Consider the following 22,910-nt stretch of genomic DNA (forward strand, 5'->3'; position numbering starts at 1 on the left):
TTTCACCTGCACAATTTGAAGAATTAAATTCATAAAATCAACTTAACTTTGTGTCTACTTTTTATTGACAACTCCACAGTTTTATTATTTAAACTGTCTACCTTAAGGGGAGCATATCAGTTTGATTAGCACCTTTTATTTTTCTATAGCCATATTAAATTGTACAGGGTAAAGAACTTGTCCTTTGAAGTCTAATTCTTCAGGACTAAGTTTTTTCACAAGAAAAGCTTCTTCTGGGAAGCTAGCAGGTGGTGTAATTTCATATTGAGAAGCTGGTTCAAAACCAAAACGTCCATAGAATTTTGGATCACCTAATACAATGATGAGCTTATGTCCTAAGTATTTTGCTTTTTTTAGCCCTTCCTCAATAAGTAAACTCCCAATACCTTTTTTCTGAGCGTCTTCTTTTACACCTAGAGGCGCAAGCGCTAAGGCCGGATAAGTTTTATTGCCATCTTTAATAACAACGCGTGTGAAAAGAATATGTCCTAAAATTTCAGAGTTTTCCTCTGCAACTAAAGAAAGTTCACTATGGTAGTAATTAGTTGTTCTAAGTCTGTCAACAAGCTCAGCTTCAATAGTACGATTGAAAGCAGATTGATGTACAGCAAAGATTGATGTATAGTCATCTTTTTGTTCTGGTCTAATAATCGCCATGTCAGTCCCTCCTTCTAGGTAAGTCTATTTTAACAAATAATATGTGGATAAGCCATAGATTATGCTTAGAAAATAGATTTAACGCTATTAGATAATGTTTAGAATATATTAAAAATTAATAGATTTTTTGGAGAGAGAATTGTATGAAATATATCCAGTATGGAAAACACTTTGTATTCTTTAAGTGTTTTAAGGGCAGCACAAGACATAAAATGGGAAGATAGTGCCATTGAACTTGATAAAAGAAAATAAAGTGTACTATAATGAGCATAGAAACTAAGGAGGCATAGCTATGCATATTGTATTACATGAACCAGAAATACCACAAAATACAGGAAATATTGCGCGTACATGCGCAGCAACAGGTGCCAAACTGCACCTTATTGAGCCATTAGGTTTTTCAATTGATGAAAAAGCTTTAAAGCGTGCAGGTCTTGATTACTGGCACCTTTTAGATGTTAAAACGTATAAAAACTTTGAGGAATTTCTAGAAAAGAATAACTATCCTAAAATTTATATGGCTACAACCAAGTCTCAACATACACATGTAGATGTGAAGTATGATGAAGACAGCTATATTATGTTTGGGAAAGAAAGTGCAGGGATTCCAGAGGAGATTTTAGTAAAGTACCCAGATACCTGTGTACGTATTCCTATGATTCCAGAGGCAAGATCACTTAATTTATCTAACTCTGTAGCCGTTATTCTCTATGAGGCTTTAAGACAGACAGATTTTAAACTGCTTCAGACAGAAGGAGCGCTCCATCGTCTTCATTGGTAAGAAAAATATCTCTTGATGTATAGAATGGATAAAGCTGTATCATAATATAACAGTATTTGAAAAATTATACTCAGGAGGAACTATGAGAACATTAAAGAGGCATATACTTGTAATGGGATTCATCTTATGTACATGTGTAAATGTATATGCGGCTAATAGTGGAAGTCAAAGTTTATTTCCTAAGTCTCTTGGTATGACTGGCGAGATAGTAGGAAAAAATGTTAATATACGTAATCATCCAGATGTACATGCAGATGTTATTGAGAAGGTAAGCCATAAACCTGTTCAAGTAGTAGGCAAGAACCACGAATGGTATAAGGTTTTAACACAAAACGGAGAAGGCTGGGTGTATAATACGTATATAGAGGTGCAGCGTGAAGAACTTATTCCTTATGCTAAGGTGAAAGGCGAAGAACTTGTAGAGTATGGCTTACAGTTTCTAGGTACACCTTATGTATGGGGTGGAAATAACTTAACGGGTGGTGTAGACTGTTCAGGCTTTACCCAACAAGTATTTGGTGCTTTTGATATTGATATCAGCAGAGTTTCTTATATGCAGGCTTTAGATGGCAAAGAAGTCAGTAAGAATGAATTAAGAACAGGGGATCTTATTTTCTTTGATACAACAGGTATCAATAATGGTCAGATTTCACATGTGGGTATCTATATGGGAGATGACAAGTTTATTCACTCAGAAAGTACAAGAGGTGTGACGGTTAGTAATCTAAGCAGTGGTTATTATACACGTAACTATGTAAAAGCCATTCGTGTGCTTTAATGGATGAAGAAAAGAGGCTACTTATCAAGTAGCTTCTTTTTTTGTTTTCAAAAGCTCAAAAATGTGTAATAATAAGGATAAAATGAGATATAAAAGGAAGAAAGTATAGAGGGTTATTGATTATGAATGAAAGAACCTTAAAAAAATTAGAATTTCATAAGATAAAAGAAATGCTTAAAGCACACGCTGTAACGGAGAGCGGTAAAGAACGTGTAGAAGCACTCCTTCCAAGCTCTGACTATGAAGAAGTTGTAAAGCTTCAACAAGAAACAGCCGAGGCTTTAGCTATGTCTGTTAAAAAAGGTAAAGCACCTCTTGGCAGCACAAAAGAGATTCGCACAGCTCTAAAACGTGTGGAAATAGGTGCTATATTAAGCAGTGGGGAGCTTCTTAATATAGCCAGTATTCTAAGAACAAGTAGACGCCTTAAAAGTTATTACAAGGAAGATGTAGAAGAAGTTAAGTCGCCAGCTCTTGAAGGTTACTTTGAAAGTTTAGCAGTATACCCTGATGTAGAACGTGAAATTACACGTTGTATTGTAGCAGTAGATGAAATTGCAGATGATGCATCACCTGAACTTGCTCAAATTAGAAAGCAAATAAAAGCAGCTAATGGCAAAATCCGTGAGACCCTTCATAGTATTATTTATTCTTCAAAATATCAGGACATGCTTCAAGAGGCCGTTGTAACGATGCGTCAGGACCGCTACTGTGTACCGGTTAAAGTGGAGTATAAGAATGCTTTTAAGGGGATTGTACATGACCAATCTTCAACCGGTTCAACTGTATTTATGGAGCCAGTAGCAGTTGTAGAATTAAACAACAACCTTAAAGGGCTTCATATGAAAGAAGTGGATGAAATCGAAAAGATTTTAACGAACCTTACGAATTTAGTAGCAGATGTAGCACCATTTATTTTAATGAACTATGAGAATATTACAGCGTTAGATGTGATTTTTGCTAAAGCAGAATTTGCTCTTAAAATCGATGCAAGAGAGCCAAAACTTAATAATAAAGGGTATATTAATCTTAAAAAAGCAAGACATCCACTCCTTAATCAAAATGAAGTTGTGCCTATTGATGTGTATGTAGGGGATCAGTTTACGACTCTTCTTATTACAGGACCTAATACAGGGGGGAAAACCGTAACACTTAAAACATTAGGTGTCTTTACACTTATGGCACAAGCAGGGATGCAGATTCCAGCAGGTGAAGGAAGTATGATTAATGTCTTTGATGATGTTTTTGCAGATTTAGGTGATGAACAAAGTATTGAGCAAAGCTTAAGTACCTTCTCAGCTCATATGACTAACTTAGTGCGTATTTTAAATGATATGACACTTAATTCACTTATTTTACTTGATGAGGTAGGTTCAGGTACTGACCCAATTGAAGGGGCAGCTTTAGCTATGTCTATTTTAGAGCATTTAAGAAAGCAACAAATTCGTACGGTTGCTACAACACACTATAGCGAACTTAAGCTCTATGCTGTTTCAACAGAGGGCGTAGAAAATGCAAGTTGTGAATTTGATGTAGAATCTTTAAGACCAACTTATAAGTTACTTATTGGTGTACCAGGTAAGAGTAATGCTTTTGCCATTTCTATGAAGCTTGGACTTCCAGAACATCTTATTGAAGATGCAAAACAGTTTTTACATAAAGAAAATGTAAAAATGGAAGATATTTTAGTAGAGTTAGAATATAGTAAACGTATGTCTGAGATTGAAAAAGAAAAAGCAGAAGGCTTTAGAAAAGAAGCCGAACGCTTAAAAGATGAAATCCAGAAAGAACGTAAAAAACTTGAAAAATCTAAACAAAAAATCATGGAACGTGCAAATGAGAAAGCGAATGTCCTCTTAAAAGAAGTACAAAAGCAAGCTGATGATATGTTAAAAGAAGTACGTCAGGCAGCACGTCAGGCACAAGTTGTTATTGATGAAAAAGGTCTTCATGATGCTAAGAAGCAATTAACAGAAGGGACTACTAAGATGCAGGGTAAACTGCAAAAAGCTGTAGGGCGCAAAGTAGGACACAAAAAGGTTTCTAAAAATATTCAACCAGGTGAAAAAGTTATGGTTACAACCCTTATGCAGCCAGGTGTTATTTTAGAAGCACCAGATAGCAGTGGTAAAGTACTTGTACAGGTAGGGATTCTTCCTGTTAAAGTGAAACTGACAGATCTTCAACGCATGGATGAAGAAGCTGTGTCTCAACCAGTTAAAAAAGATAAACCTAAAACAAATAGCGGTGTAAGTCATCGTATTAGTAAAACCATGAACATTAAAACAGATGTAGATGTAAGAGGCTTAATGGTAGATGAGGCACTACCTATTGTAGATAAATATTTAGATGATGCTTACCTTTCAGGCCTTAAACAAGTAACGATTATTCATGGTAAAGGCACAGGTGCCTTAAGACAAGCTGTTACGCAGATGCTAAAACGCCACCCACATGTTGCTTCACATAGACCAGGTCTATATGGTGAAGGTGAAATGGGTGTAACAGTTGTAGAAATTAAATAATAAGGAGGAAAACTTATGAATAAGACAAAAATTCTCGTTGTAGATGACGATACGAATATTGCAGAACTAATTTCCCTATACCTTCAAAAGGAAGGGTATGAAACACAAGAAGTATACAGTGGTAAACAAGCTGTTGAAGTTTATGAAACTTATAAACCAGATTTAATCTTACTAGATGTTATGCTACCTGAAATGGACGGTTATGATGTATGTAAGGCTATAAGACGCACAAGCAAAACACCTATTATTATGCTCACAGCTAAATGTGATGTATTTGATAAAGTATTAGGCTTAGAACTTGGTGCTGATGACTATATTTCAAAACCATTTGATCCAAAAGAACTTATTGCACGTGTTAAAGCTGTACTAAGAAGAACCATTAAAGATGAAGAAGTGCCTATAGAGGTGAAAAATCGTATTGTACTCGAAGACCTTATTGTCGATAAAGACAATTATTCAGTAACTTATCAAGGTAACTTATTAGAATTACCACCAAAGGAACTTGAAGTGCTTTACTTCCTTGCAAGTCATCCGAAACAAGTATTTACAAGAGAGCAGCTTTTAGACAAAATCTGGGGCTATGATTTTGTAGGTGATACACGTACAGTAGATGTGCATATTAAAAGGCTAAGAGATAAATTTGAAGGTGATCATCCATGGAGTATAAAAACAGTATGGGGAGTAGGATACAAGTTCGAGAGATAAAGAGAAAATCTCTGTTTCCAACTTTATTTAGTAAACTACTTACTTTATACCTAAGTATTTTAGTTGTTACTTTTATATTCTTCTTTGCGATCTTCTCGAATGCTTTTCAAAAATACTATGTAGACTATACAGAAAATATTATGATTAAGCAGGCGAAGCTGATTGCAAGTGAGTATCAAGAAGTAGGAAGTATGAAACAATCTTTGCAAAAGACGTTAGAACGTGTCTTCTTGCGTGTAGAAGTATTAGACAGCTATCTAGATGCGACAACTTGGATTGTAGACAGAGATTATAATATGGTAGTGGCTTCAGGCAAGCAGGATTCTATGATGATGGACCGTAAGCTTGCCAACCCAGAAGTCATTCAGGAAGTGTTTAAAGGCAATGTTATTTCACAGCAGACAGGGTTTGAGCAGTACTTTGCGACACCAGTACTCACAGTAGGCTATCCGATTATACTTGGTAATCAGATCGAATATGCACTCTTTATTCACACACCTATGCCTCAGATTCAGAAAATCATTGATGAAGTACGTGATATTTTAATGAAGGCTGTATTTATTACAACGAGTATAATTTTTGTACTTATTTATTTTATGTCTAAGCAGATGACTAAACCGCTTAAACAAATGAACCAAATTGCTAAGAAAATTGCTAATGGGGACTTTGAAAAGCGTGTATCAATAGATGGAGAGGATGAAATCAGTCAGCTAGGTAGCTCTCTTAACTATATGGCAGGAGAGTTAGATAAGATAGAGGCTAACCGTAAGTCCTTTATCGCCAATGTATCTCATGATATGCGTTCGCCCCTTACGTCTATACAGGGCTTTGTTACAGCCATTTTAGATGGGACAATCCCACCCGAAAAGCACGAGAAGTATTTACGCATTGTTCTTAATGAGTCACAGCGTATGATTAAGATGACCAATGATATTTTAGAACTGAATAAAATGGAAGAAGGTAATTTGCCCCTTAAGAAGATGGAATTTGACATTCATGAAATGATTCGTGACCTTTTAGATAACTTTGAGCAGGTTACGAAAGAGAAAGAAGTCAAGGTCAATGTGATTTTAGATAAAAAAGATCAGATGGTGTTTGCAGATCCTGAAAAAATAGCCAGAGTTGTTCAAAATTTATTAGATAACGCGTTTAAATTTGTTAACAAACAGGGAACAATTGAGGTAGAGACTGTAGCTAAACAACATAAAATATGGGTCTATATCCGTAACAGTGGCCCGGCTATTCCAGAAGAAGAACAAAAAAATATATGGGAACGCTTCTATAAGGCTGATTTATCAAGAGGTAAAGATAAAAAGGGCATGGGTATAGGTCTTGTCATTGTAAAAGAAACCATGAAACAGCATAATGAAGAACTCGGTATTATCTCTAAAGAAGGTGAAATGGTCACATTTTATTTCACACTTTCTAAGATTTAGTTCAAAATAATACTACCTTCTTTTTACAATGTGTTAATACAGTATTCAAAAAGCAACCCTATACTACAGTCATAAGATAAGAAGTTGTAAATGGAGGCGACGTTATGCAAGACAATAACTTAAATAATCCTAATGAACAAGATTCAATTATAGATGTACCTTATACATCAGAGCCAAAGCCAGAAGATGAAATGAATCAAGAAGAAGCTACTTATGCAAAGGAAACAGCTCAGCCAAGAGCTAATAAAGATATTCCTCTTCCACCTTACATTGAGCCAAATGGGACTTATTATCATGAAACCATTAAAGAGAAGAAACGTGGAAGTAAGGCAAGTAAGAAACAAGGGCCTGGTGGTTTCGGTAAGTTTGCAGCAGGGCTTGTTATTGTAAGTATGGTAGGTGGTGTATCATTAGGCGCAGGTTATGCTTTTACAGCACCTCTTGCAAATAAGCTCTATGAAGACAAGTACGGTATTACAAGAGAAGTTGCAGAAAAAAATGAAGTAACACCTTATGCACAGTCAACAGGGTATGTAACACCACTTTCAGTGAATAATTCTATTGCAGATATTGCAGAAAGTGTAGGGCCATCTGTTGTATCCATTAAAAATAATAAACTTATAACAACATGGGCAGGGGAATTTAATCAAGAAGGACTTGGTTCAGGTGTTATCTTTAAGGTAGATGATCAGAAAGTGTATATCATTTCTAATGCACACGTTGTTGAAGGAGCTACTACACTTACTGTTACATTCTTAGGGAACTCAAAAGTGCCAGCCAATATTGTTGGGTATGATACCATAACAGACATTGCAGTAGTAGCTGTAGATAAAGCAGATATTCCAGCTGATATTGTAGGCCAAATTAAACCAGCTATATTAGGAGACAATGACAAGCTTCGCGTAGGTGACTTAGCCGTGGCTATTGGTACACCAATTGATGAGGCTTATGAAAATACAGTAACAGTAGGGGTAGTAAGTGCCCTTGACCGTGAAATTAGTTTAACAGATCAAAAGCTTAACTTAATCCAAACGGATGCAGCCATTAACCCTGGTAACAGTGGTGGCGCTTTGGTAGGGCCAACAGGTGAAGTTGTTGGAATTAATACGATTAAGTTAGTTGATAGTGAAATTGAAGGTATGGGCTTTGCGATTCCAATCAATGACGTTAAACCGATTGTAGAAGAGCTTATGACAACAGGTAGCATTGCAAGACCAGTGCTTGGTATTGTAGGAGAAAACCTTACAGAAGAACTCGGTAATTACTGGGATATTCCAGTAGGGATTATGGTTGTACAGGTACAGCCAGGTACAAGTGCTGATGTAGCAGGTATTAAACAAGGAGATGTTATCCTTGAATTTGATGGACAACGTATCAGTACGATGGAAGAACTTAAGGAGTTACTTTTAGATAGAAAAGTAGGGGACCAAGTGAAAGTTAAAGTAGTACGTGGTTCACAAAAACTTACACTAGATGTAAAACTTCAAGGAAAAGCACAGCCAGCTGTACAATAAATTGAAAAAGAATGCCGAGGACACCCTCGGCATTCTTTTATATTGCAAAGATTTATGATACAATGTAAGGCAGTAAAGGAGCGGATACTATGAGCCTTATTAATGAATTAAAACCAGAGGATAAAGTGCAAGGGAACTATCTGTGTAAATATAAACAAATCCTTAAGAATAAAAACGGTAAGGAGTACATTACGATTAAACTCCAAGATGAATCAGGTCTTTTAGAAGGGAAGATTTGGTCCATTCATCCCGGTATAGAAAGCTTTTTAGCCGATGAAGTGGTTTATGTAGAAGGAGATGTGGTGCTCTATCAAGATAATCTTCAGCTTAACGTAGGTAAAATTCGAAGAGCCGAAGAAGGCAGTTATGACCTAACTACCTTACTCCCACATACGCGTAAAGATGTGAAGGAACTTGAAAATAGCCTATTAGAGTTAATCGACCAGGTAGAACATCCTGCTATTAGACAGCTGCTTGAAAATATTTTCTGTGATGAAGCGGTCTATAAAGACTTTATGCTAGCAGCAGCAGCGAAAAGTGTACATCATGCTTACATTAGTGGACTTTTAGAGCATACAATCAATGTAGCCCATATTGGTGTGTACTTGTCAGGGCTTTATGAAGGGGTGAACCGTGACTTAGTCATTGCAGGATGCTTACTTCATGATATAGGGAAGTTATACGAGCTTTCACCATTCCCACAAAATGATTATACAGATGAAGGACAGCTTTTAGGGCATCTTATCTTAGGGCTTGAAAAAGTGATTGAAGCAAGTAGGGAAATTCCAGATTTTCCAAAGGAAGCAGGCATTATTTTAAAACATATCCTACTCGCCCATCATGGTGAATATGAATATGGTTCACCAAAGCGTCCAAAATGTATAGAAGCGATGATTGTACACCTTGCAGATAATGCAGACTCTAAGCTTAAAATGTTTGAAGAACTTCTTCAGGCAACAGATGAAAATGAGAAGAATTTAGGCTATCATAAAATTTTAAATCGTAATATGAGGCGTACTATTTTATGAGAAAAAGCGAAACACGTATTTCAGCTAATGAAATCAACCGCTTTATGTACTGCCCGAACCAATGGTATTACAAAAGAATCTATGGCACTAAAGCCCTTAATGAGCAGTATAAGGCTTTAGGCATAGAAAGCAGTAGCCATGAATCCAACTTTGAAAAGGGGATGCAGCATCATAAAAGATATCATCTTAAATACCGTTTATTATGTTATGTAAGATGGGCCATTATGCTGATCATTGTTCTTAGCGTGATGAAAGTGGTGATTGAGTGGATACAGTAGTTTTTGTAAGTATAATAGCAGTTTTTTTAGGACTTTTATATGTGCTTTTAAGACCGAGTATTAAGGTATATCATAAGGTACAGACAGGAGAAAAATTTGCTAGCCTTGTTTATACAGATGAAACAGGGGGGAAACTTTTAGTATCAGAAGAGTGGGATTTGCAAGGAAAACCAGATTATATCTTTAAAAAATGGTTTAGAAATCAGTATATTCCTTTTGAAATCAAAAGTGGGAAAGCTAAGGAAGACTGGCCACATGAAGGAGACTTGATGCAGCTTCTAGCCTATTTTATCTTAGTAGAAGAAGCGTACGGCACAAGACCACCTTATGGTAGGCTGGTTTATAGTAATAAAACCTTTAAAGTACGTAATACATGGAGGCATCGCAATCAGCTTAAAAAGGTACTTGCACAAATGCGAGATATGCTCGATGAATATGGTGGAGCCAGGACGACTAAGAATTACTTGAAATGTAAAAATTGCATTTGCCAGTATACAGTCTGCGAATGTGAGGAAGAGGATTAGAATGAACGAAACAGTGAAGAAAAACGACATTTATGAAATAGAGATTACAGATATAGGGACGAATGGAGAAGGCATTGGGAAGCTTAATGAATTGGTCATTTTTGTACCGGATGCTGTAACAGGTGATAAACTTAAAGTGAAAATACTTAAAGTGAAAAAGAACCTAGCTTACGGTAAGGTTGAAGAAGTAATAGAGCCTTCGCCTCTTAGAAGAGAGCCTTACTGCGCTGTATCTAAGAAGTGCGGGGGTTGTCAGCTTCAACACCTTTCTTACAAGGCGCAGTTAGAGTGGAAACAAAATAAAGTATACAATGCTCTTACACGTATTGGAGGCTTAAAAGATATAGAAGTGCTGCCTACACTCGGTATGGAAAATCAAGCTCACTACCGTAATAAGGCACAGTACCCAATTCGTAAGGAAGATGGCAAGGTACAAATCGGTTTTTATGCAAGCCGTAGTCACCGCGTTGTTGACTGGGAAAGCTGTGGTATCCAAGATGCAAGATGCGAACAGGTTATTAAGATTGTTAGAAACTTTTTAGAGACACATAATATTTCTATTTATGATGAAGAAAAGCATACAGGCCTTGTAAGGCATTTAATGGTGCGCACTGGATTCTTCACAGGGGAAATGATGGTATGCCTTGTCATAAATGGAGACAGCCTGCCACATACAGAGGCCTTTTTAAAAGCACTTGAAGCCGTAGAAGGCATTACAAGTGTTGTGTTAAGCATGAATAAAGCTAAGACCAATGTAATTCTGGGTTATGAGATCAAAGTGCTCCAAGGCCGAGATTATATTATTGATACAATTGGGGATTTAAAATTTAAGATTTCAGCCCTTTCCTTCTTCCAAGTGAATCCAGTGCAGACTAAAGTACTCTATGACAAAGCATTAGAGTATGCAGAGCTTACAGGGAATGAAACGGTATGGGATGCCTACTGTGGGACAGGAAGTATTTCACTTTTCCTAGCACAAAAAGCTAAGAAGGTATATGGCGTAGAAATCGTAGCCCCTGCTATCGAGAATGCCAATGCCAATGCAGAGCTTAACGGCATTACCAATGCAGAGTTCTTCGTCGGGAAAGCAGAAGAAGTCATTCCGGCTAAGTACGAAGAGGGGCTTGTAGCCGATACAATCGTAGTAGACCCACCACGCAAAGGCTGCGACGAAGCCCTTCTTGAAACACTTATTAAAATGGCCCCAGAGAAAATCGTATATGTATCCTGTGACCCTGCAACCCTTGCAAGAGATTTAGGATATCTAGTAGGAAATGGCTATAAAGTAGAAAAGGTACAACCAGTGGATATGTTCCCAGAGACAACCCATGTGGAGACTTGTGTGTTGCTACAAAGACGAACTATGTAGAAATCCTTAATTTTAGGCATTTTTTCAAGCATATCGTCTTTACGAGTGAGGGCGATAAAATCAGAAATAAGGAGATAAAAAACTATATTAATGTTTCAGTAGTAGTTGATATAGAGTGTGGGAACACAAGAAACTAAATATTCAACTTTGAGGGGTACTTGTAAAAAGTATCCCTATTTAATGTAAGACGTTCAGAAATGAGCGTCTATTTTTTTACCCAAAATGAAAGGAGCATTAGATTTATGAAAAAGATATTGAAACGATTGTATACGGGCGTACTTGCCTTAGCGACTGTCGTTACCACTTTACCGAGTACACCCGTTCATGCGGAAAGTAAGCAATACTGGACGCAATCAAATGAGCGTGTCGGTATCGTTGAAAAAGTAATGAATGACGGTTCGATTGGTTCTACCTTTAACGAGGGACATTTGACCGTTGAGGGCGAGGACGCTTACTGTATCGACATTAACACCGATTTTAAAAATGGCTATAAGACAAGAGTTGACGCAAGCTCACGCATGACTGCCGACCAGATAAGCGATGTTGCCTTATCTATCGAATATGTGAAACAGTACACAGACAGCCACAGCGAAATAAGCAAAAATCACGCCTACCTTTTAAGACAGCTTGTTGTCTGGCAGAGATTAAGCGTACATCTTGGCTGGCAATGTGATAACGTGCGAGCTTCTTATGATGAAATTCCAAAGGCTACGCAGGACGAAGTTTTCGCTGGTGCAAGAGCCTTTGTCAAAGAGAATAAAGGACGCTATGAATGTGGCGGTTATATCTACTCTGGCGAGGGGCAGGAATTAGGGCAATTCTGGGCGAACTTAAATGTCGGAAATGCCACACTTCAAAAGACTTCCAGTAATGCCAGTATTACAGAGGGCAACGCCAATTATTCAATCGCTGGTGCGACTTATGGTATCTTTGCTGATAAAGAGTGCAACAAACAGCTTGCCACACTTACGACTGATGAAATGGGAAATACAGAGATTGTAGAAGTCAAAGCTGATACAGTCTATATCAAAGAATTATCTGCACCAGCAGGCTATAAGGTTGATGATACTGTCTATTCTTTAAAGGTAGAATTTGGAAAAACAGCGACTTTGAAAGTATCTGATACACCAAAGGTTACAGATACCTTGATTGAGCTTTTCAAGATTGACATGGAAACACAGAAAGACAACCCACAAGGGAACGCTTCTTTAGAGGGTGCGGAGTTTACATGGAAGTATTATGCTGGCTTCTATAACAAAGACAATCTCCCTGCCGAAGCTACTCGTACATGGACAACAAAGACAATCTCTGAAAAAGACAGCGACGGTACAACCCATTATGTTACAAAATTAGCGGACGCATACAAAATAGCTGGCGACAGCTTCTATATGCAGGACGGAAAAGCGGTTCTTCCTTTAGGAACGCTGACCGTTGAGGAAACAAAAGCTCCAAACGGTTACTTATTGGACGGTGCATATATGCAGGCTGGCGACAAGTCCGAACAGATAAAAGGCTTATATGTAACACAGATTACAGAGGACGGGGACCTTGCCGTATTGACGGGAAGTAACCAGTTTTATGTATCAGATAAAGTCATTCGTGGCGGTGTGAAAATCCAGAAACGAGATTTAGAAACGAGCGATACCAAACCACAAGGAAGTGCCACATTGAAAGATACTGCCTTTGAAATCATTTCCTTAAATGATAATTCAGTATTGGTTGAGGGCAAGTTATACAAGAAAAATGAAGTGGTAAAAACAATCCATACCGATATTGAGGGTATCGCTTCTACTTCTGCTGATTTGTTACCTTATGGAAATTTCCGTATCGAAGAAAGCAAAAGTCCAGACGGTTACTTGACAGACGGTGCAAAAGCGATTGACTTCTCTATCACAGAAAATGGAAAAATCGTGGATTTAACTGACGAAGCCCACTCTATCTATAACCAGATTAAGCGTGGCGATATTGAGGGCGTAAAAATCGGTGCAGGCACACACAAGCGTCTTGCTGATGTTCCCTTTAGGATCACAAGCAAGACGACGGGCGAAAGTCATGTTGTGGTAACTGATGATAACGGACAGTTCTCTACTTCTTCTGACTGGGCTTCTCATAAGCACAATACCAACGCAGGAAAAACCAGCGAGGACGGTGTATGGTTTGGAACTTCTGAACCAGACGACAGCAAAGGTGCGTTGCCTTATGATACTTACATCATTGAAGAATTAAGATGTGAAAGCAATAAGGGCTTTGAGCTTATCCCACCATTTGAAATCGTAGTATCAAGAAATAACCGTGTGATTGATTTAGGTACATTGACTGATGAATACGAAAAAGAAATCTCTATTCATACCACAGCAACCAGCAAGGACGGCGAAAAGGCAATCCTTGCAGGAAAAGAAGTTACAATCGTTGATACGGTCAAATTGGACGGGCTTGTAAAAGGTACAAAGTATCAGTTAAAAGGCTGGCAGATGTTAAAAGAAGAAAATGCAGAGCTTATCATTGACGGGAAACGTGTAGAAAACGACTATACATTTGTAGCTGATGATGAAGCTATGAAAGTGGAAATCGCCTATACATTCAATGCGTCTGCTTTAGGTGGCAAGAACCTTGTTACCTTTGAGGAATTATACGATTTAAGCAATCCAGACGAACCAGTGAAAGTTGCCGAACATAAAGACATTGAGGACGACGGACAGACGGTTACTATCAAAGAAGTACCAGAAACGCCCGAAGAACCGAAAGAACCAGAGAAACCAGAAACACCACAGACACCCGATACACCAAAGAAAACAGACAGTCCCAAAACGGGCGACAGCACCAACCTTTACGGACTGCTTGCATTATTACTAACTTCTGGTGCTGGACTAGCAGGTATCTTCTTCTATAAACGCCGTAAAACGAAGAAATCATAAGGCGGTAACGGTATGATGAAAGAAAAATCACGTTCTCCGCCGAAGCTGTCAAACGGCAGACTTCCTCTTATTCTGGCTTGTCTGCTACTTGCCTGCAAGCACGCGGATAGTCAAGGGTGCGTAAGCATTTCGTTTACCCTTTACTATCTGTGGGATTGATGGTACTTCCTTAACTGCCAGAATAAGAAATCACTATCAACAAACTTATCAAAAATAGAAAGAAGCGAGGTAAAACACTATGGAAATGAAATATGTAGTGCCGAACATGGCACAGTCTTTTGGAACTCTTGAATTTGCAGGCGAAAGCGAGCCTATTTTTGAAAGGGATAAAAATAACCGCAGAGTCTTAGCCAGACGAAGCTATAATCTTTATTCTGACGTACAGAAAGGCGAAAATGTTGTGGTGGAAATTCCCGTGCAGGCTGGCGAAAAACATTTTAAGTATGAACAGAAAGTAAAACTTGTCAATCCAAAGCTATATGGCAGAGGTTACGCAATCGGGGATATGGGACATACCGATTATGTGTTGCTTGCTGATGATATTGTAGCAGTTGAAGAAAAGTAAAGGAGTGAAGAAATTATGAGATTATCAAACGGGTTTGTCATTGACAGAGAGAAAACATTTGGAGAATTAAAATTTACAGCGGTGCGTGATGTGTTCTTGCAGAATGAGGACGGGACACCGAGTACCCAGCTTAAAAAGCGTATCTATGATTTGAAGTGCAGTCTGCATGGTGGAATTATCCCCGTGTCTGTACCGCCAGAAGTACCAATAAGGGAATTTCCTTACAATGCAGTTGTGGAACTTGTCAATCCCGTAGCAGATACCGTATCAAGAAAGACCTATACGGGTGCAGATGTGGACTGGTATGTAAAGGCAGAGGATATTGTGTTGAAGAATAAAGGCAATCAGAACGCAGGCAATCCACAGAACAACAATCCGCAGGGACAACCGAAAAAATAGACTTGCTAACTAGATTTTCATTGTAGAGGTTATAGAGAACTGTTATAATATGGATATAAAGAAACGGGCAAATTAGAAGTTACCGAAAGGAGTAGATAAGATTGAAAATGCCAGAAAAAATTGATGTAAGTATGTTTGCTCCATGTGGAATGAATTGTAAAGTTTGTTATAAGCACTGTTACCATAAAGAACCTTGTGCTGGGTGTTTGAATAGTGATAAAGGGAAGCCTGAGCATTGTCGTAAATGCAAAATAAAGGACTGTATCAAAGCAAAAGCGTTATCCTATTGTTTTGAATGTACTGAATATCCATGTAAGTTGATTAAAAATCTTGAAAAAAGCTATAACAAACGATATCAAGCAAGTCTTATAGAAAATAGCCGATTTGTTCAAGAACATGATTTGGAGCATTTCGTGGAACAACAGAAAATAAAATATACTTGTTCTAAATGTGGTGGGATTATTTCTATTCACGATAGAGAATGTAGCGAGTGTCAAGAAAAAATGAAATAGCAAAATCCCAGTTTTTAGAATTGTAGAAATCGGAAGTTAGGAGACTAATATTATGAAAGGGTTTGAACGTAAAAATCAATTATTTTCTCTTTGCGGATTGAATTGCGGACTATGCCCTATGCTTTTAGGAAATTACTGTGGCGGTTGTGGTAATGGTAATCAATCATGCAAAATTGCGAAATGCAGTCTTGAACATGGAAAGATTGAATATTGCTATGAATGCAAACAATACCCATGTGAAAAATATCAACACATTGGTGACTATGATATTTTTATTACGAGCAGACGACAAAAAGCAGATTTAGAAAGAGCGAAAAACATAGGCATTGAGCAATATAATCTTGAACAGCAGGAAAAAATACAAATTCTTTCTTACTTACTTTCTAACTATAATGATGGGCGCAGAAAAAATTTCTTTTGTGTGGCAGTCAATTTATTAGAACTTTCAGAGATACAAGAAGCGATAAAACAAATACAATCCAATGATAAATTGTCATCATTACCATTTAAGACACAATGTTTGTATGTGGTAGAGGTGTTTCAAAAGATTGCCGACAGAAGAAATATAAAACTAAAACTTATCAAGAAGAAGTAGTTTATAAATTCCAGTTTGATAACTTCATATCTATGCACACAAAGCAGTTAGTCTATACGATTGACTGCTTTTTTCATATCCAGAAAGGAGTGATTGATTTATGCGAATGATTTGGAATAAAGGACACCGTATCAGAGCCAGCGACAAGCACCTTGTCTACCATTTTTCCATAGGGACGCTTCTGTTTGTATTCGTGGTGTTTCTTCTGCTACTGAATATTAAACAGCTCATGCGTACCGATTGGGAGCATATCAGCTTGTTAGAGAACGGCTTGACGCTTTCCCCTTACAACTTCATAACCATACTGATAGCGACTGGTGTTTGTGCATTGGTCGCTTTTCTGTATTACCGCTTCTGTTACGATAGTTTCAAGAAGCTCCTGCACCGTCAAAAGCTGGCAAGAATGGTGCTGGAAAACAAGTGGTATGAAGCCGACACCGTTCAAAATGACGGATTTTTCACTGACCTGCAAAGCAGATCAAGGGAAAAAATCGTCTGGTTTCCAAAGATTTACTATCAAATGGAAAAGGGACTGCTTCATATCCGCTGTGAAATTACGCTGGGAAAGTATCAAGACCAGCTTTTACGGTTAGAGGACAAGCTGGAAAGTGGCTTGTATTGTGAGCTGACCGACAAGACCTTACATGACGGTTATATCGAATACACTCTGCTTTATGATATGATTGCGAACCGCATTACCATTGATGAAGTACGGGCAGAAAACGGCTGTCTTAGACTGATGAAAAATCTTGTGTGGGAATATGACGCACTTCCTCACGCCTTGATTGCTGGTGGAACGGGTGGCGGTAAAACTTATTTCCTGCTGACGCTCATTGAAGCTCTACTGCATACTGACGCTATCCTCTACATTTTAGACCCAAAGAACAGCGACCTTGCGGACTTGGGAACAGTCATGGGAAATGTATATCACACAAAAGAAGAAATGATAGATTGCGTCAATGCCTTTTATGACGGTATGGTACAACGAAGCGAAGAAATGAAGCGACACCCAAACTATAAGACGGGCGAAAACTACGCCTATCTGGAACTGCCACCCTGCTTTCTTATCTTTGATGAATATGTGGCATTTTTTGAAATGCTGGGGACAAAAGAAAGTGTGAGTTTACTTAGCCAGCTAAAGAAAATCGTCATGCTGGGACGGCAAGCAGGATATTTCCTTATTGTTGCCTGCCAGCGTCCAGACGCAAAATATTTCTCGGACGGTATCAGAGATAATTTCAACTTCCGTGTGGGATTGGGGCGTATCAGTGAATTAGGTTACGGTATGCTGTTTGGTTCTGATGTGAAGAAACAGTTTTTCCAGAAACGTATCAAGGGGCGTGGCTATTGTGATGTAGGAACAAGCGTCATAAGTGAATTTTACACGCCTTTAGTACCGAAAGGACATGATTTTTTACAGACAATCGGCAGGCTTGCACAAGAAAGACAAGTCATGCCAGAACAACAAGAAAAGGAGTGAAAGAATAACTATGGGTTATTTACAAATGCAACTAATGAATGAAACATCAGAAGCAATTACAATCGATATTTGCTTAAACATTGATAAATTTTATGCTGATTTAGACTTTACCGCAAATAGCGACTTTGAAAAATGGGACGAATATCCTTTTGAGCGTTTCCATGAAAAAATGAGAGAAATTTTAGAGAAAATTGAAAACAAACAGCAGGAATTACCGCTGTTATTTTCTATTCCTTTGGACGAAGAAATGTCATTCTTGAATGTTACATTTTGCTACAATTTTATTGTCATGGATAAAGCCTTGCTTCTGCATACACAACATGAATTTGAACTTGATAGCGAAGCCTTAGAAATATGCAGAAATGAAGATATAGACTGTGTTGTCTTGTATCTTGGTATGAATACTGTTATGTAAGTTCATACAGCAAGGCAGGACGGGACGGCGACGTGCGAAGCGAAAGGCGACGGCACGGACTAGCCGTTGCTGGTGTGGCGTTAGCCACGCCAGCAGAGAAACCCCTCGGTATCTAACAGAGGGGTACGTTTGCAAATAGGCAATAGACAAAAAACATAGGAAACATAAGGCTTTTGGCATGGTTTTTTTACAAAATTCAGTTGTGAAGTCGCCTTAAAAATCTTCACACTTTACAGATTGGGGGTATGGTTCTGAATGAAGAACAATGGATAAAAGAATTACGGGAGAAACGGATTGCTTATGGTATCTCCCAAGGCAGGCTGGCGGTGGCTTCTGGTATCACAAGGGAATATCTCAACAAGATAGAAAGCGGAAAAATGAAGCCGTCAAAGGAACTTCTTAATACTCTGCATAAGGAACTGACAAGGTTCAATCCAGAAGCACCGCTTACCATGCTGTTTGATTATGTGAAAATTCGTTTTCCCACGCTGGATATACAGCACATCATCAAAGATATATTAAAACTGAATATCAATTATATGCTCCATGAAGATTATGGACATTACAGCTATACGGAGCATTATTCTTTAGGGGACATCTTTATCTATACGTCGGCTGACGAAGAAAAAGGTGTCCTTTTAGAGTTAAAAGGGCGTGGTTGCCGACAGTTTGAAAGTTACCTGCTGGCACAGCAAAGAAGCTGGTATGACTTCCTTATGGACGTACTTGTAGACGGTGGTGTGATGAAGCGTATCGACCTTGCTATCAACGACCATACGGGCATTTTGGATATTCCAGAGCTTGCGGAAAAATGCAGGAAACGGGAATATATCGGAAAGTCCAAAAGTTACAAGTTTTATCAGTCGGGCGAGCTTATCAAGCACAGAGAGGACGACAGGGAATATATGGGACGTACGCTTTATCTTGGTTCGCTGAAATCAGATGTGTATTTCTGTATCTATGAAAAAGACTATGAGCAGTACGTCAAGTTAGGGGCACCGCTGGAAGAAGCGGATATTATCAACCGTTTTGAAATACGGCTTCGCAATGAACGAGCCTATTATGCAGTACGAGATTTGCTGACGTATTATGACGCAGAGCAGACCGCATTTTCTATCATCAATCAGTATGTGCGGTTTGTTGATGAAGAACCCGACAAGCGAAAAAATGACTGGAAACTCAATGACCGCTGGGCTTGGTTTATCGGGGATAATCGGCAAAGTCTGAAGCTTACAACAAAACCAGAACCTTACACCTTAGACCGTACATTGCGTTGGGTACAAAGGCAGGTAGCACCGACCTTGAAAATGCTGAAAAAGATTGATAAGGGAAATGGTACAGACTACATGGAAACTATCGAAAAGCAGGCAACCTTGAGTGAAAAACATGAAATGATAATCAAACAGCAGACGACCCCTGCAAAAGATTTGGTGGAACGTTAGGAGTGATAAAAAATGTGGGAATTAGTAAAAGACTTCCTGCTGGTATCTATGGGAATGGGTATCGGCGTAGTATTGATGTGTATTTTGAGTGTCGGCAAAGAAGTTGACTATAAAATGAAACAATTAAAAGAAAGCGAGGATAATTAAATGAATTTCGGGCAAAATTTGTATCAATGGTTTTTAAGCAACGCACAGAGCTTAGTGCTTATGGCAATCGTGGTAATCGGTATCTATTTAGGGTTTAAGCGTGAGTTTTCAAAGCTAATTGGATTTTGGGTAGTTGCCCTTATTGCTGTCGGCTTGGTATTCAATGCCAGCGGTGTGAAAGACGTACTCTTAGAGCTGTTTAACAAGATTATCGGGGCATAGTTCGAACGTAACTCTTTTGTAAAATGCTCAACTAAATGATATAATGCCATTAGTACAATATTACAAATTTGAGAGGAGAATGCTAATGGCAAATAACACAAAAAGTTCGAAGATGATGAAAGTAGTTTATTTTGATGAAACAGCAGCAACAGATTATATTACTATACAGAATGGTGGACAAATTGATTGGACAAGTACAGAAAATAAAGAAAGATTAGCAAAAATGATTGCTGAAATTGATATGCAAGCTAAAGGCGGATTTAATTTATTTTCATTTATTAAAGCTTCTGTATCCGGAAATGCTAATACAAACATTGATACAAACACTAGCAAGTTAATTAAAAGCACTGTCACAAACACTCTTTTGACAGATTATATTTCAATAGCAAGTAAAGATAAAAATATTCGTCAATTTCATAATGATGGTGTTTATGCTCCAGAAAACTCTATTTCTATGTATAGAATGTATAGTTCATACTTAAATATTGTACCCAAAGAACAAATTCCAATAGACCTTGAAGGACTTAATAATGCTCTTCTTGGCGAACGTGGATATTATCAAATGCTTTTAAATAGCGAAAAAGAGATATCTTGTGTTTTGAGATTTAATATAAATGCATTTAAGAATGATTATAGTTTGGCTGATTTATCAAAAATGAATTTATCATATTTTGGTGTGAAAGTGGGGCAATGCACAAAAGAACAACTATCTTTAGAAAAAGAATTTGAAATAAAATCATCTACTAATGTTAAAGAAATTGTAATTGGAGAAACAAGTAGGTCTTCGATAAAGCTTTTAGATGTTTATGATATTGTGCTGGCAGGGGTGATGAGTATTGAATAAAGTAATTATATACTATGGTTCAAAGGAAAAATTCAATCAAATTATCCCAAAAGAATATAGAAATTTAACGGATTTAGTTTATGAATCTGATAAAGACGGAAAAATCATGAAATTGGTGATACCAACTCAAAGTGGCGAATATCCGAAAGAAGAAAAGGAAGAGAAAATATTTGTAAAAAACTTTGTTATTAGTTCAGATGAATATGCTGGGGTTCGAGAACATGTTATTACAAATTTTATTAACTTCCTTGCTAAGTTTGACGTGGAAAATTTGTATATTCAGAATCCACCACTTCAAATAAGCGAACAAATTATTAGATTGTATCCGAAAGCAGAAGTGAAATATCAAAAATATAAACAATTAACAACTTCTCATTTGCTTAAAATAAATGAAGAATACGATAATAAAATTATAGGACAGGAAGATGTCAAACTTGAATTATTGCAAGCCCTTTTTCCTCTTACTATGAAATATAGACAAAAACCTGTAGTTTTATTGTTTTATGGAGAATCTGGAATTGGAAAGACAGAAACAGCAAAATATTTAGCTAAAATTATAGGTGAACCGATATTTAGAAAACAATTTTCAATGTATCAGAACAATCAATTTGCTACATATCTATTTGGAGGTGCACATTACGAAAAAAGTTTTGCAAAAGATTTATTAGATAGAAAATCTAATGTCTTGCTACTTGATGAATTTGATAAAGCACATCCATCTTTCCATAGTGCATTTTATCAACTTTTTGATGAAGGTATTTATGAAGACCAGAACTATTATCTAACGCTAAATAAATCCATTATAATATGTACTTCAAATTATACAGATTTAAAAGATATTGAAGACAATTTAGGTAGTGCAATTTATAATCGTTTTGATAAGATTATTCATTTCAACGATTTAAGTGTTGAATCAAAAATGAGAATTGGACAAATAACATTTGAAAAATATGAAAAAGATTTCAACTACCACTTAAACGAAGCAACAAAGCAAAGATTGGAAGAATCATATACACAATGTGATAACGTAAGACAGATACAGCATATTATTGAGAATACTTTTGCATTATCAACCATTTTAAGTAGAATAAAGAAATAAATATTTATTACCAAGAGAAAGGCGGTAGAATTATGAAAAAATATATTTCATTGTTTTTATGTTTGATTTGTATTTTAACTTTAACTGCATGTGGGAAAAAGACTGACCCTATCACGTTGCCTAAAGCAGAAAACATATTATCTGTTGATGTAACAGTTGCAGGAAAGACAGAAAATCATTTAGATAAATTCTGGATAAGTAATATGCTTTCCAATATTTCCAATTCCAAACCAACTCGCAAGGAAAGTGTCCAAGATGTCCCACAAGTTGAATGTTATATCAAAATTGACATTCAATTTAAAACAGGTACAGATACAAGCACATTATTTGCCTATGAAGACAATGGAAAATATTATATCGAACAGCCTTATCAAGGTATCTATGAAATTGGTAGTAAACAGTATGAACAACTACAAGAAGCAGAATAGCTTGATGTTTGTGTAGAGTGACAAATTTCAGTTTAACAACTTTATATGGAACATTTACAGTAAGCGGTTAATAACTGAGTATATTTCCATACTTCCTTATTAATGAGATAATTACTCCAAGACATTCATTGTTTTGGAGTCTTTTACTCTAACTCTATTTGAAATAAGGAGGTACTCTTATTGAGAAAGACCAGTCAAGAAAAAATAAATCTTTGGACATCACGTATTATGGAGTGTCGTAAAAGTGGTCTTCCT

Annotated in this window: 24 protein-coding genes; 23 read left to right on the forward strand and 1 reads right to left on the reverse strand. The window is 37.3% G+C overall.

Annotated features, from left to right (window positions below; translation table 11 throughout):
• Window positions 1–135: 135 nt before the first annotated feature.
• Window positions 136–657, reverse strand: a complete 522-nt coding sequence (locus H8718_RS17230; protein ID WP_177671120.1) for a GNAT family N-acetyltransferase — start codon at window positions 655–657, stop codon at window positions 136–138.
• A 292-nt stretch (window positions 658–949) separates the two neighbouring features.
• On the opposite strand from H8718_RS17230, the gene trmL reads away from it, so the two are divergent.
• From trmL to H8718_RS17345, 23 genes are all read left to right on the forward strand, one after another.
• Window positions 950–1,438 (forward strand): tRNA (uridine(34)/cytosine(34)/5-carboxymethylaminomethyluridine(34)-2'-O)-methyltransferase TrmL, encoded by a 489-nt coding sequence (gene trmL, locus H8718_RS17235; RefSeq protein ID WP_177671119.1) that lies wholly within the window; start codon window positions 950–952, stop codon window positions 1,436–1,438.
• A gap of 82 nt (window positions 1,439–1,520) precedes the next feature.
• Window positions 1,521–2,216 (forward strand): C40 family peptidase, encoded by a 696-nt coding sequence (locus H8718_RS17240; RefSeq protein WP_177671118.1) that lies wholly within the window; start codon window positions 1,521–1,523, stop codon window positions 2,214–2,216.
• Window positions 2,217–2,338: 122 nt separating this feature from the next.
• Complete coding sequence (locus tag H8718_RS17245; protein WP_249334081.1) at window positions 2,339–4,738, forward strand: endonuclease MutS2; 2,400 nt, start codon at window positions 2,339–2,341, stop codon at window positions 4,736–4,738.
• A gap of 15 nt (window positions 4,739–4,753) precedes the next feature.
• Window positions 4,754–5,443 (forward strand): response regulator transcription factor, encoded by a 690-nt coding sequence (locus tag H8718_RS17250; protein WP_177671116.1) that lies wholly within the window; start codon window positions 4,754–4,756, stop codon window positions 5,441–5,443.
• Window positions 5,395–6,879 (forward strand): sensor histidine kinase, encoded by a 1,485-nt coding sequence (locus H8718_RS17255; RefSeq protein WP_177671115.1) that lies wholly within the window; start codon window positions 5,395–5,397, stop codon window positions 6,877–6,879. The genes H8718_RS17250 and H8718_RS17255 overlap by 49 nt, the downstream gene beginning before the upstream one ends.
• Before the next feature lie 104 nt (window positions 6,880–6,983).
• A complete protein-coding gene (locus H8718_RS17260) occupies window positions 6,984–8,393 on the forward strand; it encodes a S1C family serine protease (RefSeq protein WP_249334082.1) in 1,410 nt (469 codons plus the stop codon).
• An 89-nt stretch (window positions 8,394–8,482) separates the two neighbouring features.
• Entirely contained in the window at window positions 8,483–9,421 is a 939-nt protein-coding gene (locus H8718_RS17265; protein WP_249334083.1) for a 3'-5' exoribonuclease YhaM family protein, read from the forward strand.
• A complete protein-coding gene (locus H8718_RS17270; RefSeq protein WP_177671112.1) occupies window positions 9,418–9,699 on the forward strand; it encodes a hypothetical protein in 282 nt (93 codons plus the stop codon). The genes H8718_RS17265 and H8718_RS17270 overlap by 4 nt, the downstream gene beginning before the upstream one ends.
• Window positions 9,687–10,223, forward strand: a complete 537-nt coding sequence (locus H8718_RS17275) for a CRISPR-associated protein Cas4 (RefSeq protein ID WP_177671111.1) — start codon at window positions 9,687–9,689, stop codon at window positions 10,221–10,223. Before H8718_RS17270 ends, H8718_RS17275 begins: the two co-directional genes overlap by 13 nt.
• A 1-nt stretch (window position 10,224) precedes the next feature.
• On the forward strand, window positions 10,225–11,592 hold the full coding sequence (rlmD, locus tag H8718_RS17280; protein WP_249334084.1) for a 23S rRNA (uracil(1939)-C(5))-methyltransferase RlmD: 1,368 nt from the start codon (window positions 10,225–10,227) through the stop codon (window positions 11,590–11,592).
• Between the two features lie 242 nt (window positions 11,593–11,834).
• Window positions 11,835–14,507 (forward strand): MSCRAMM family protein, encoded by a 2,673-nt coding sequence (locus H8718_RS17285; RefSeq protein WP_249334085.1) that lies wholly within the window; start codon window positions 11,835–11,837, stop codon window positions 14,505–14,507.
• A 238-nt stretch (window positions 14,508–14,745) separates the two neighbouring features.
• The gene (locus H8718_RS17290) at window positions 14,746–15,072 is read left to right on the forward strand and encodes a YdcP family protein (RefSeq protein WP_249334086.1); all 327 of its coding nucleotides are present in this window, start codon (window positions 14,746–14,748) and stop codon (window positions 15,070–15,072) included.
• Window positions 15,073–15,087: 15 nt separating this feature from the next.
• A complete protein-coding gene (locus H8718_RS17295) occupies window positions 15,088–15,471 on the forward strand; it encodes a YdcP family protein (RefSeq protein ID WP_249334087.1) in 384 nt (127 codons plus the stop codon).
• A gap of 101 nt (window positions 15,472–15,572) precedes the next feature.
• The gene (locus H8718_RS17300) at window positions 15,573–15,983 is read left to right on the forward strand and encodes a DUF3795 domain-containing protein (protein ID WP_249334088.1); all 411 of its coding nucleotides are present in this window, start codon (window positions 15,573–15,575) and stop codon (window positions 15,981–15,983) included.
• A 52-nt stretch (window positions 15,984–16,035) separates the two neighbouring features.
• A complete protein-coding gene (locus tag H8718_RS17305; protein ID WP_249334089.1) occupies window positions 16,036–16,578 on the forward strand; it encodes a DUF3795 domain-containing protein in 543 nt (180 codons plus the stop codon).
• 100 nt (window positions 16,579–16,678) lie between these two features.
• Window positions 16,679–18,058 (forward strand): FtsK/SpoIIIE domain-containing protein, encoded by a 1,380-nt coding sequence (locus tag H8718_RS17310; protein ID WP_249334090.1) that lies wholly within the window; start codon window positions 16,679–16,681, stop codon window positions 18,056–18,058.
• 10 nt (window positions 18,059–18,068) lie between these two features.
• Window positions 18,069–18,473 carry a hypothetical protein gene (locus H8718_RS17315; protein WP_249334091.1) on the forward strand — a complete coding sequence of 135 codons (405 nt, stop codon included), beginning with the start codon at window positions 18,069–18,071 and terminating at the stop codon, window positions 18,471–18,473.
• A gap of 245 nt (window positions 18,474–18,718) precedes the next feature.
• Window positions 18,719–19,915: a MobT family relaxase gene (gene mobT / locus H8718_RS17320; protein ID WP_249334092.1), complete on the forward strand. Its 1,197-nt coding sequence runs from the start codon at window positions 18,719–18,721 to the stop codon at window positions 19,913–19,915.
• Between the two features lie 12 nt (window positions 19,916–19,927).
• On the forward strand, window positions 19,928–20,062 hold the full coding sequence (locus H8718_RS17325) for a DUF3789 domain-containing protein (RefSeq protein WP_249334093.1): 135 nt from the start codon (window positions 19,928–19,930) through the stop codon (window positions 20,060–20,062).
• Window positions 20,063–20,284 (forward strand): hypothetical protein, encoded by a 222-nt coding sequence (locus H8718_RS17330; RefSeq protein ID WP_249334095.1) that lies wholly within the window; start codon window positions 20,063–20,065, stop codon window positions 20,282–20,284.
• A gap of 85 nt (window positions 20,285–20,369) precedes the next feature.
• A complete protein-coding gene (locus H8718_RS17335; protein ID WP_249334096.1) occupies window positions 20,370–21,128 on the forward strand; it encodes a DUF6414 family protein in 759 nt (252 codons plus the stop codon).
• Window positions 21,121–22,227 (forward strand): AAA family ATPase, encoded by a 1,107-nt coding sequence (locus H8718_RS17340; RefSeq protein WP_249334098.1) that lies wholly within the window; start codon window positions 21,121–21,123, stop codon window positions 22,225–22,227. Before H8718_RS17335 ends, H8718_RS17340 begins: the two co-directional genes overlap by 8 nt.
• A gap of 32 nt (window positions 22,228–22,259) precedes the next feature.
• A complete protein-coding gene (locus H8718_RS17345) occupies window positions 22,260–22,655 on the forward strand; it encodes a DUF5301 domain-containing protein (protein WP_249334099.1) in 396 nt (131 codons plus the stop codon).
• The last annotated feature ends 255 nt before the right edge of the window (window positions 22,656–22,910 follow it).

The sequence above is a fragment of the Zhenhengia yiwuensis genome, assembly GCF_014384995.1.
In the GTDB taxonomy this organism is placed as follows: Bacteria; Bacillota; Clostridia; order Lachnospirales; family Cellulosilyticaceae; genus Zhenhengia; species Zhenhengia yiwuensis.

Bases quoted from the DNA above. Each gene is read 5' to 3' on its own strand.
- H8718_RS17230 (WP_177671120.1), bottom strand. From the start codon at position 657: ATGGCGATTATTAGACCAGAACAAAAAGATGACTATACATCAATCTTT.
- trmL (WP_177671119.1), top strand. From the start codon at position 950: ATGCATATTGTATTACATGAACCAGAAATACCACAAAATACAGGAAAT.
- H8718_RS17240 (WP_177671118.1), top strand. From the start codon at position 1,521: ATGAGAACATTAAAGAGGCATATACTTGTAATGGGATTCATCTTATGT.
- H8718_RS17245 (WP_249334081.1), top strand. From the start codon at position 2,339: ATGAATGAAAGAACCTTAAAAAAATTAGAATTTCATAAGATAAAAGAA.
- H8718_RS17250 (WP_177671116.1), top strand. From the start codon at position 4,754: ATGAATAAGACAAAAATTCTCGTTGTAGATGACGATACGAATATTGCA.
- H8718_RS17255 (WP_177671115.1), top strand. From the start codon at position 5,395: ATGGAGTATAAAAACAGTATGGGGAGTAGGATACAAGTTCGAGAGATA.
- H8718_RS17260 (WP_249334082.1), top strand. From the start codon at position 6,984: ATGCAAGACAATAACTTAAATAATCCTAATGAACAAGATTCAATTATA.
- H8718_RS17265 (WP_249334083.1), top strand. From the start codon at position 8,483: ATGAGCCTTATTAATGAATTAAAACCAGAGGATAAAGTGCAAGGGAAC.
- H8718_RS17270 (WP_177671112.1), top strand. From the start codon at position 9,418: ATGAGAAAAAGCGAAACACGTATTTCAGCTAATGAAATCAACCGCTTT.
- rlmD (WP_249334084.1), top strand. From the start codon at position 10,225: ATGAACGAAACAGTGAAGAAAAACGACATTTATGAAATAGAGATTACA.
- H8718_RS17285 (WP_249334085.1), top strand. From the start codon at position 11,835: ATGAAAAAGATATTGAAACGATTGTATACGGGCGTACTTGCCTTAGCG.
- H8718_RS17290 (WP_249334086.1), top strand. From the start codon at position 14,746: ATGGAAATGAAATATGTAGTGCCGAACATGGCACAGTCTTTTGGAACT.
- H8718_RS17295 (WP_249334087.1), top strand. From the start codon at position 15,088: ATGAGATTATCAAACGGGTTTGTCATTGACAGAGAGAAAACATTTGGA.
- H8718_RS17305 (WP_249334089.1), top strand. From the start codon at position 16,036: ATGAAAGGGTTTGAACGTAAAAATCAATTATTTTCTCTTTGCGGATTG.
- H8718_RS17310 (WP_249334090.1), top strand. From the start codon at position 16,679: ATGCGAATGATTTGGAATAAAGGACACCGTATCAGAGCCAGCGACAAG.
- H8718_RS17315 (WP_249334091.1), top strand. From the start codon at position 18,069: ATGGGTTATTTACAAATGCAACTAATGAATGAAACATCAGAAGCAATT.
- mobT (WP_249334092.1), top strand. From the start codon at position 18,719: ATGGTTCTGAATGAAGAACAATGGATAAAAGAATTACGGGAGAAACGG.
- H8718_RS17325 (WP_249334093.1), top strand. From the start codon at position 19,928: ATGTGGGAATTAGTAAAAGACTTCCTGCTGGTATCTATGGGAATGGGT.
- H8718_RS17330 (WP_249334095.1), top strand. From the start codon at position 20,063: ATGAATTTCGGGCAAAATTTGTATCAATGGTTTTTAAGCAACGCACAG.
- H8718_RS17335 (WP_249334096.1), top strand. From the start codon at position 20,370: ATGGCAAATAACACAAAAAGTTCGAAGATGATGAAAGTAGTTTATTTT.
- H8718_RS17345 (WP_249334099.1), top strand. From the start codon at position 22,260: ATGAAAAAATATATTTCATTGTTTTTATGTTTGATTTGTATTTTAACT.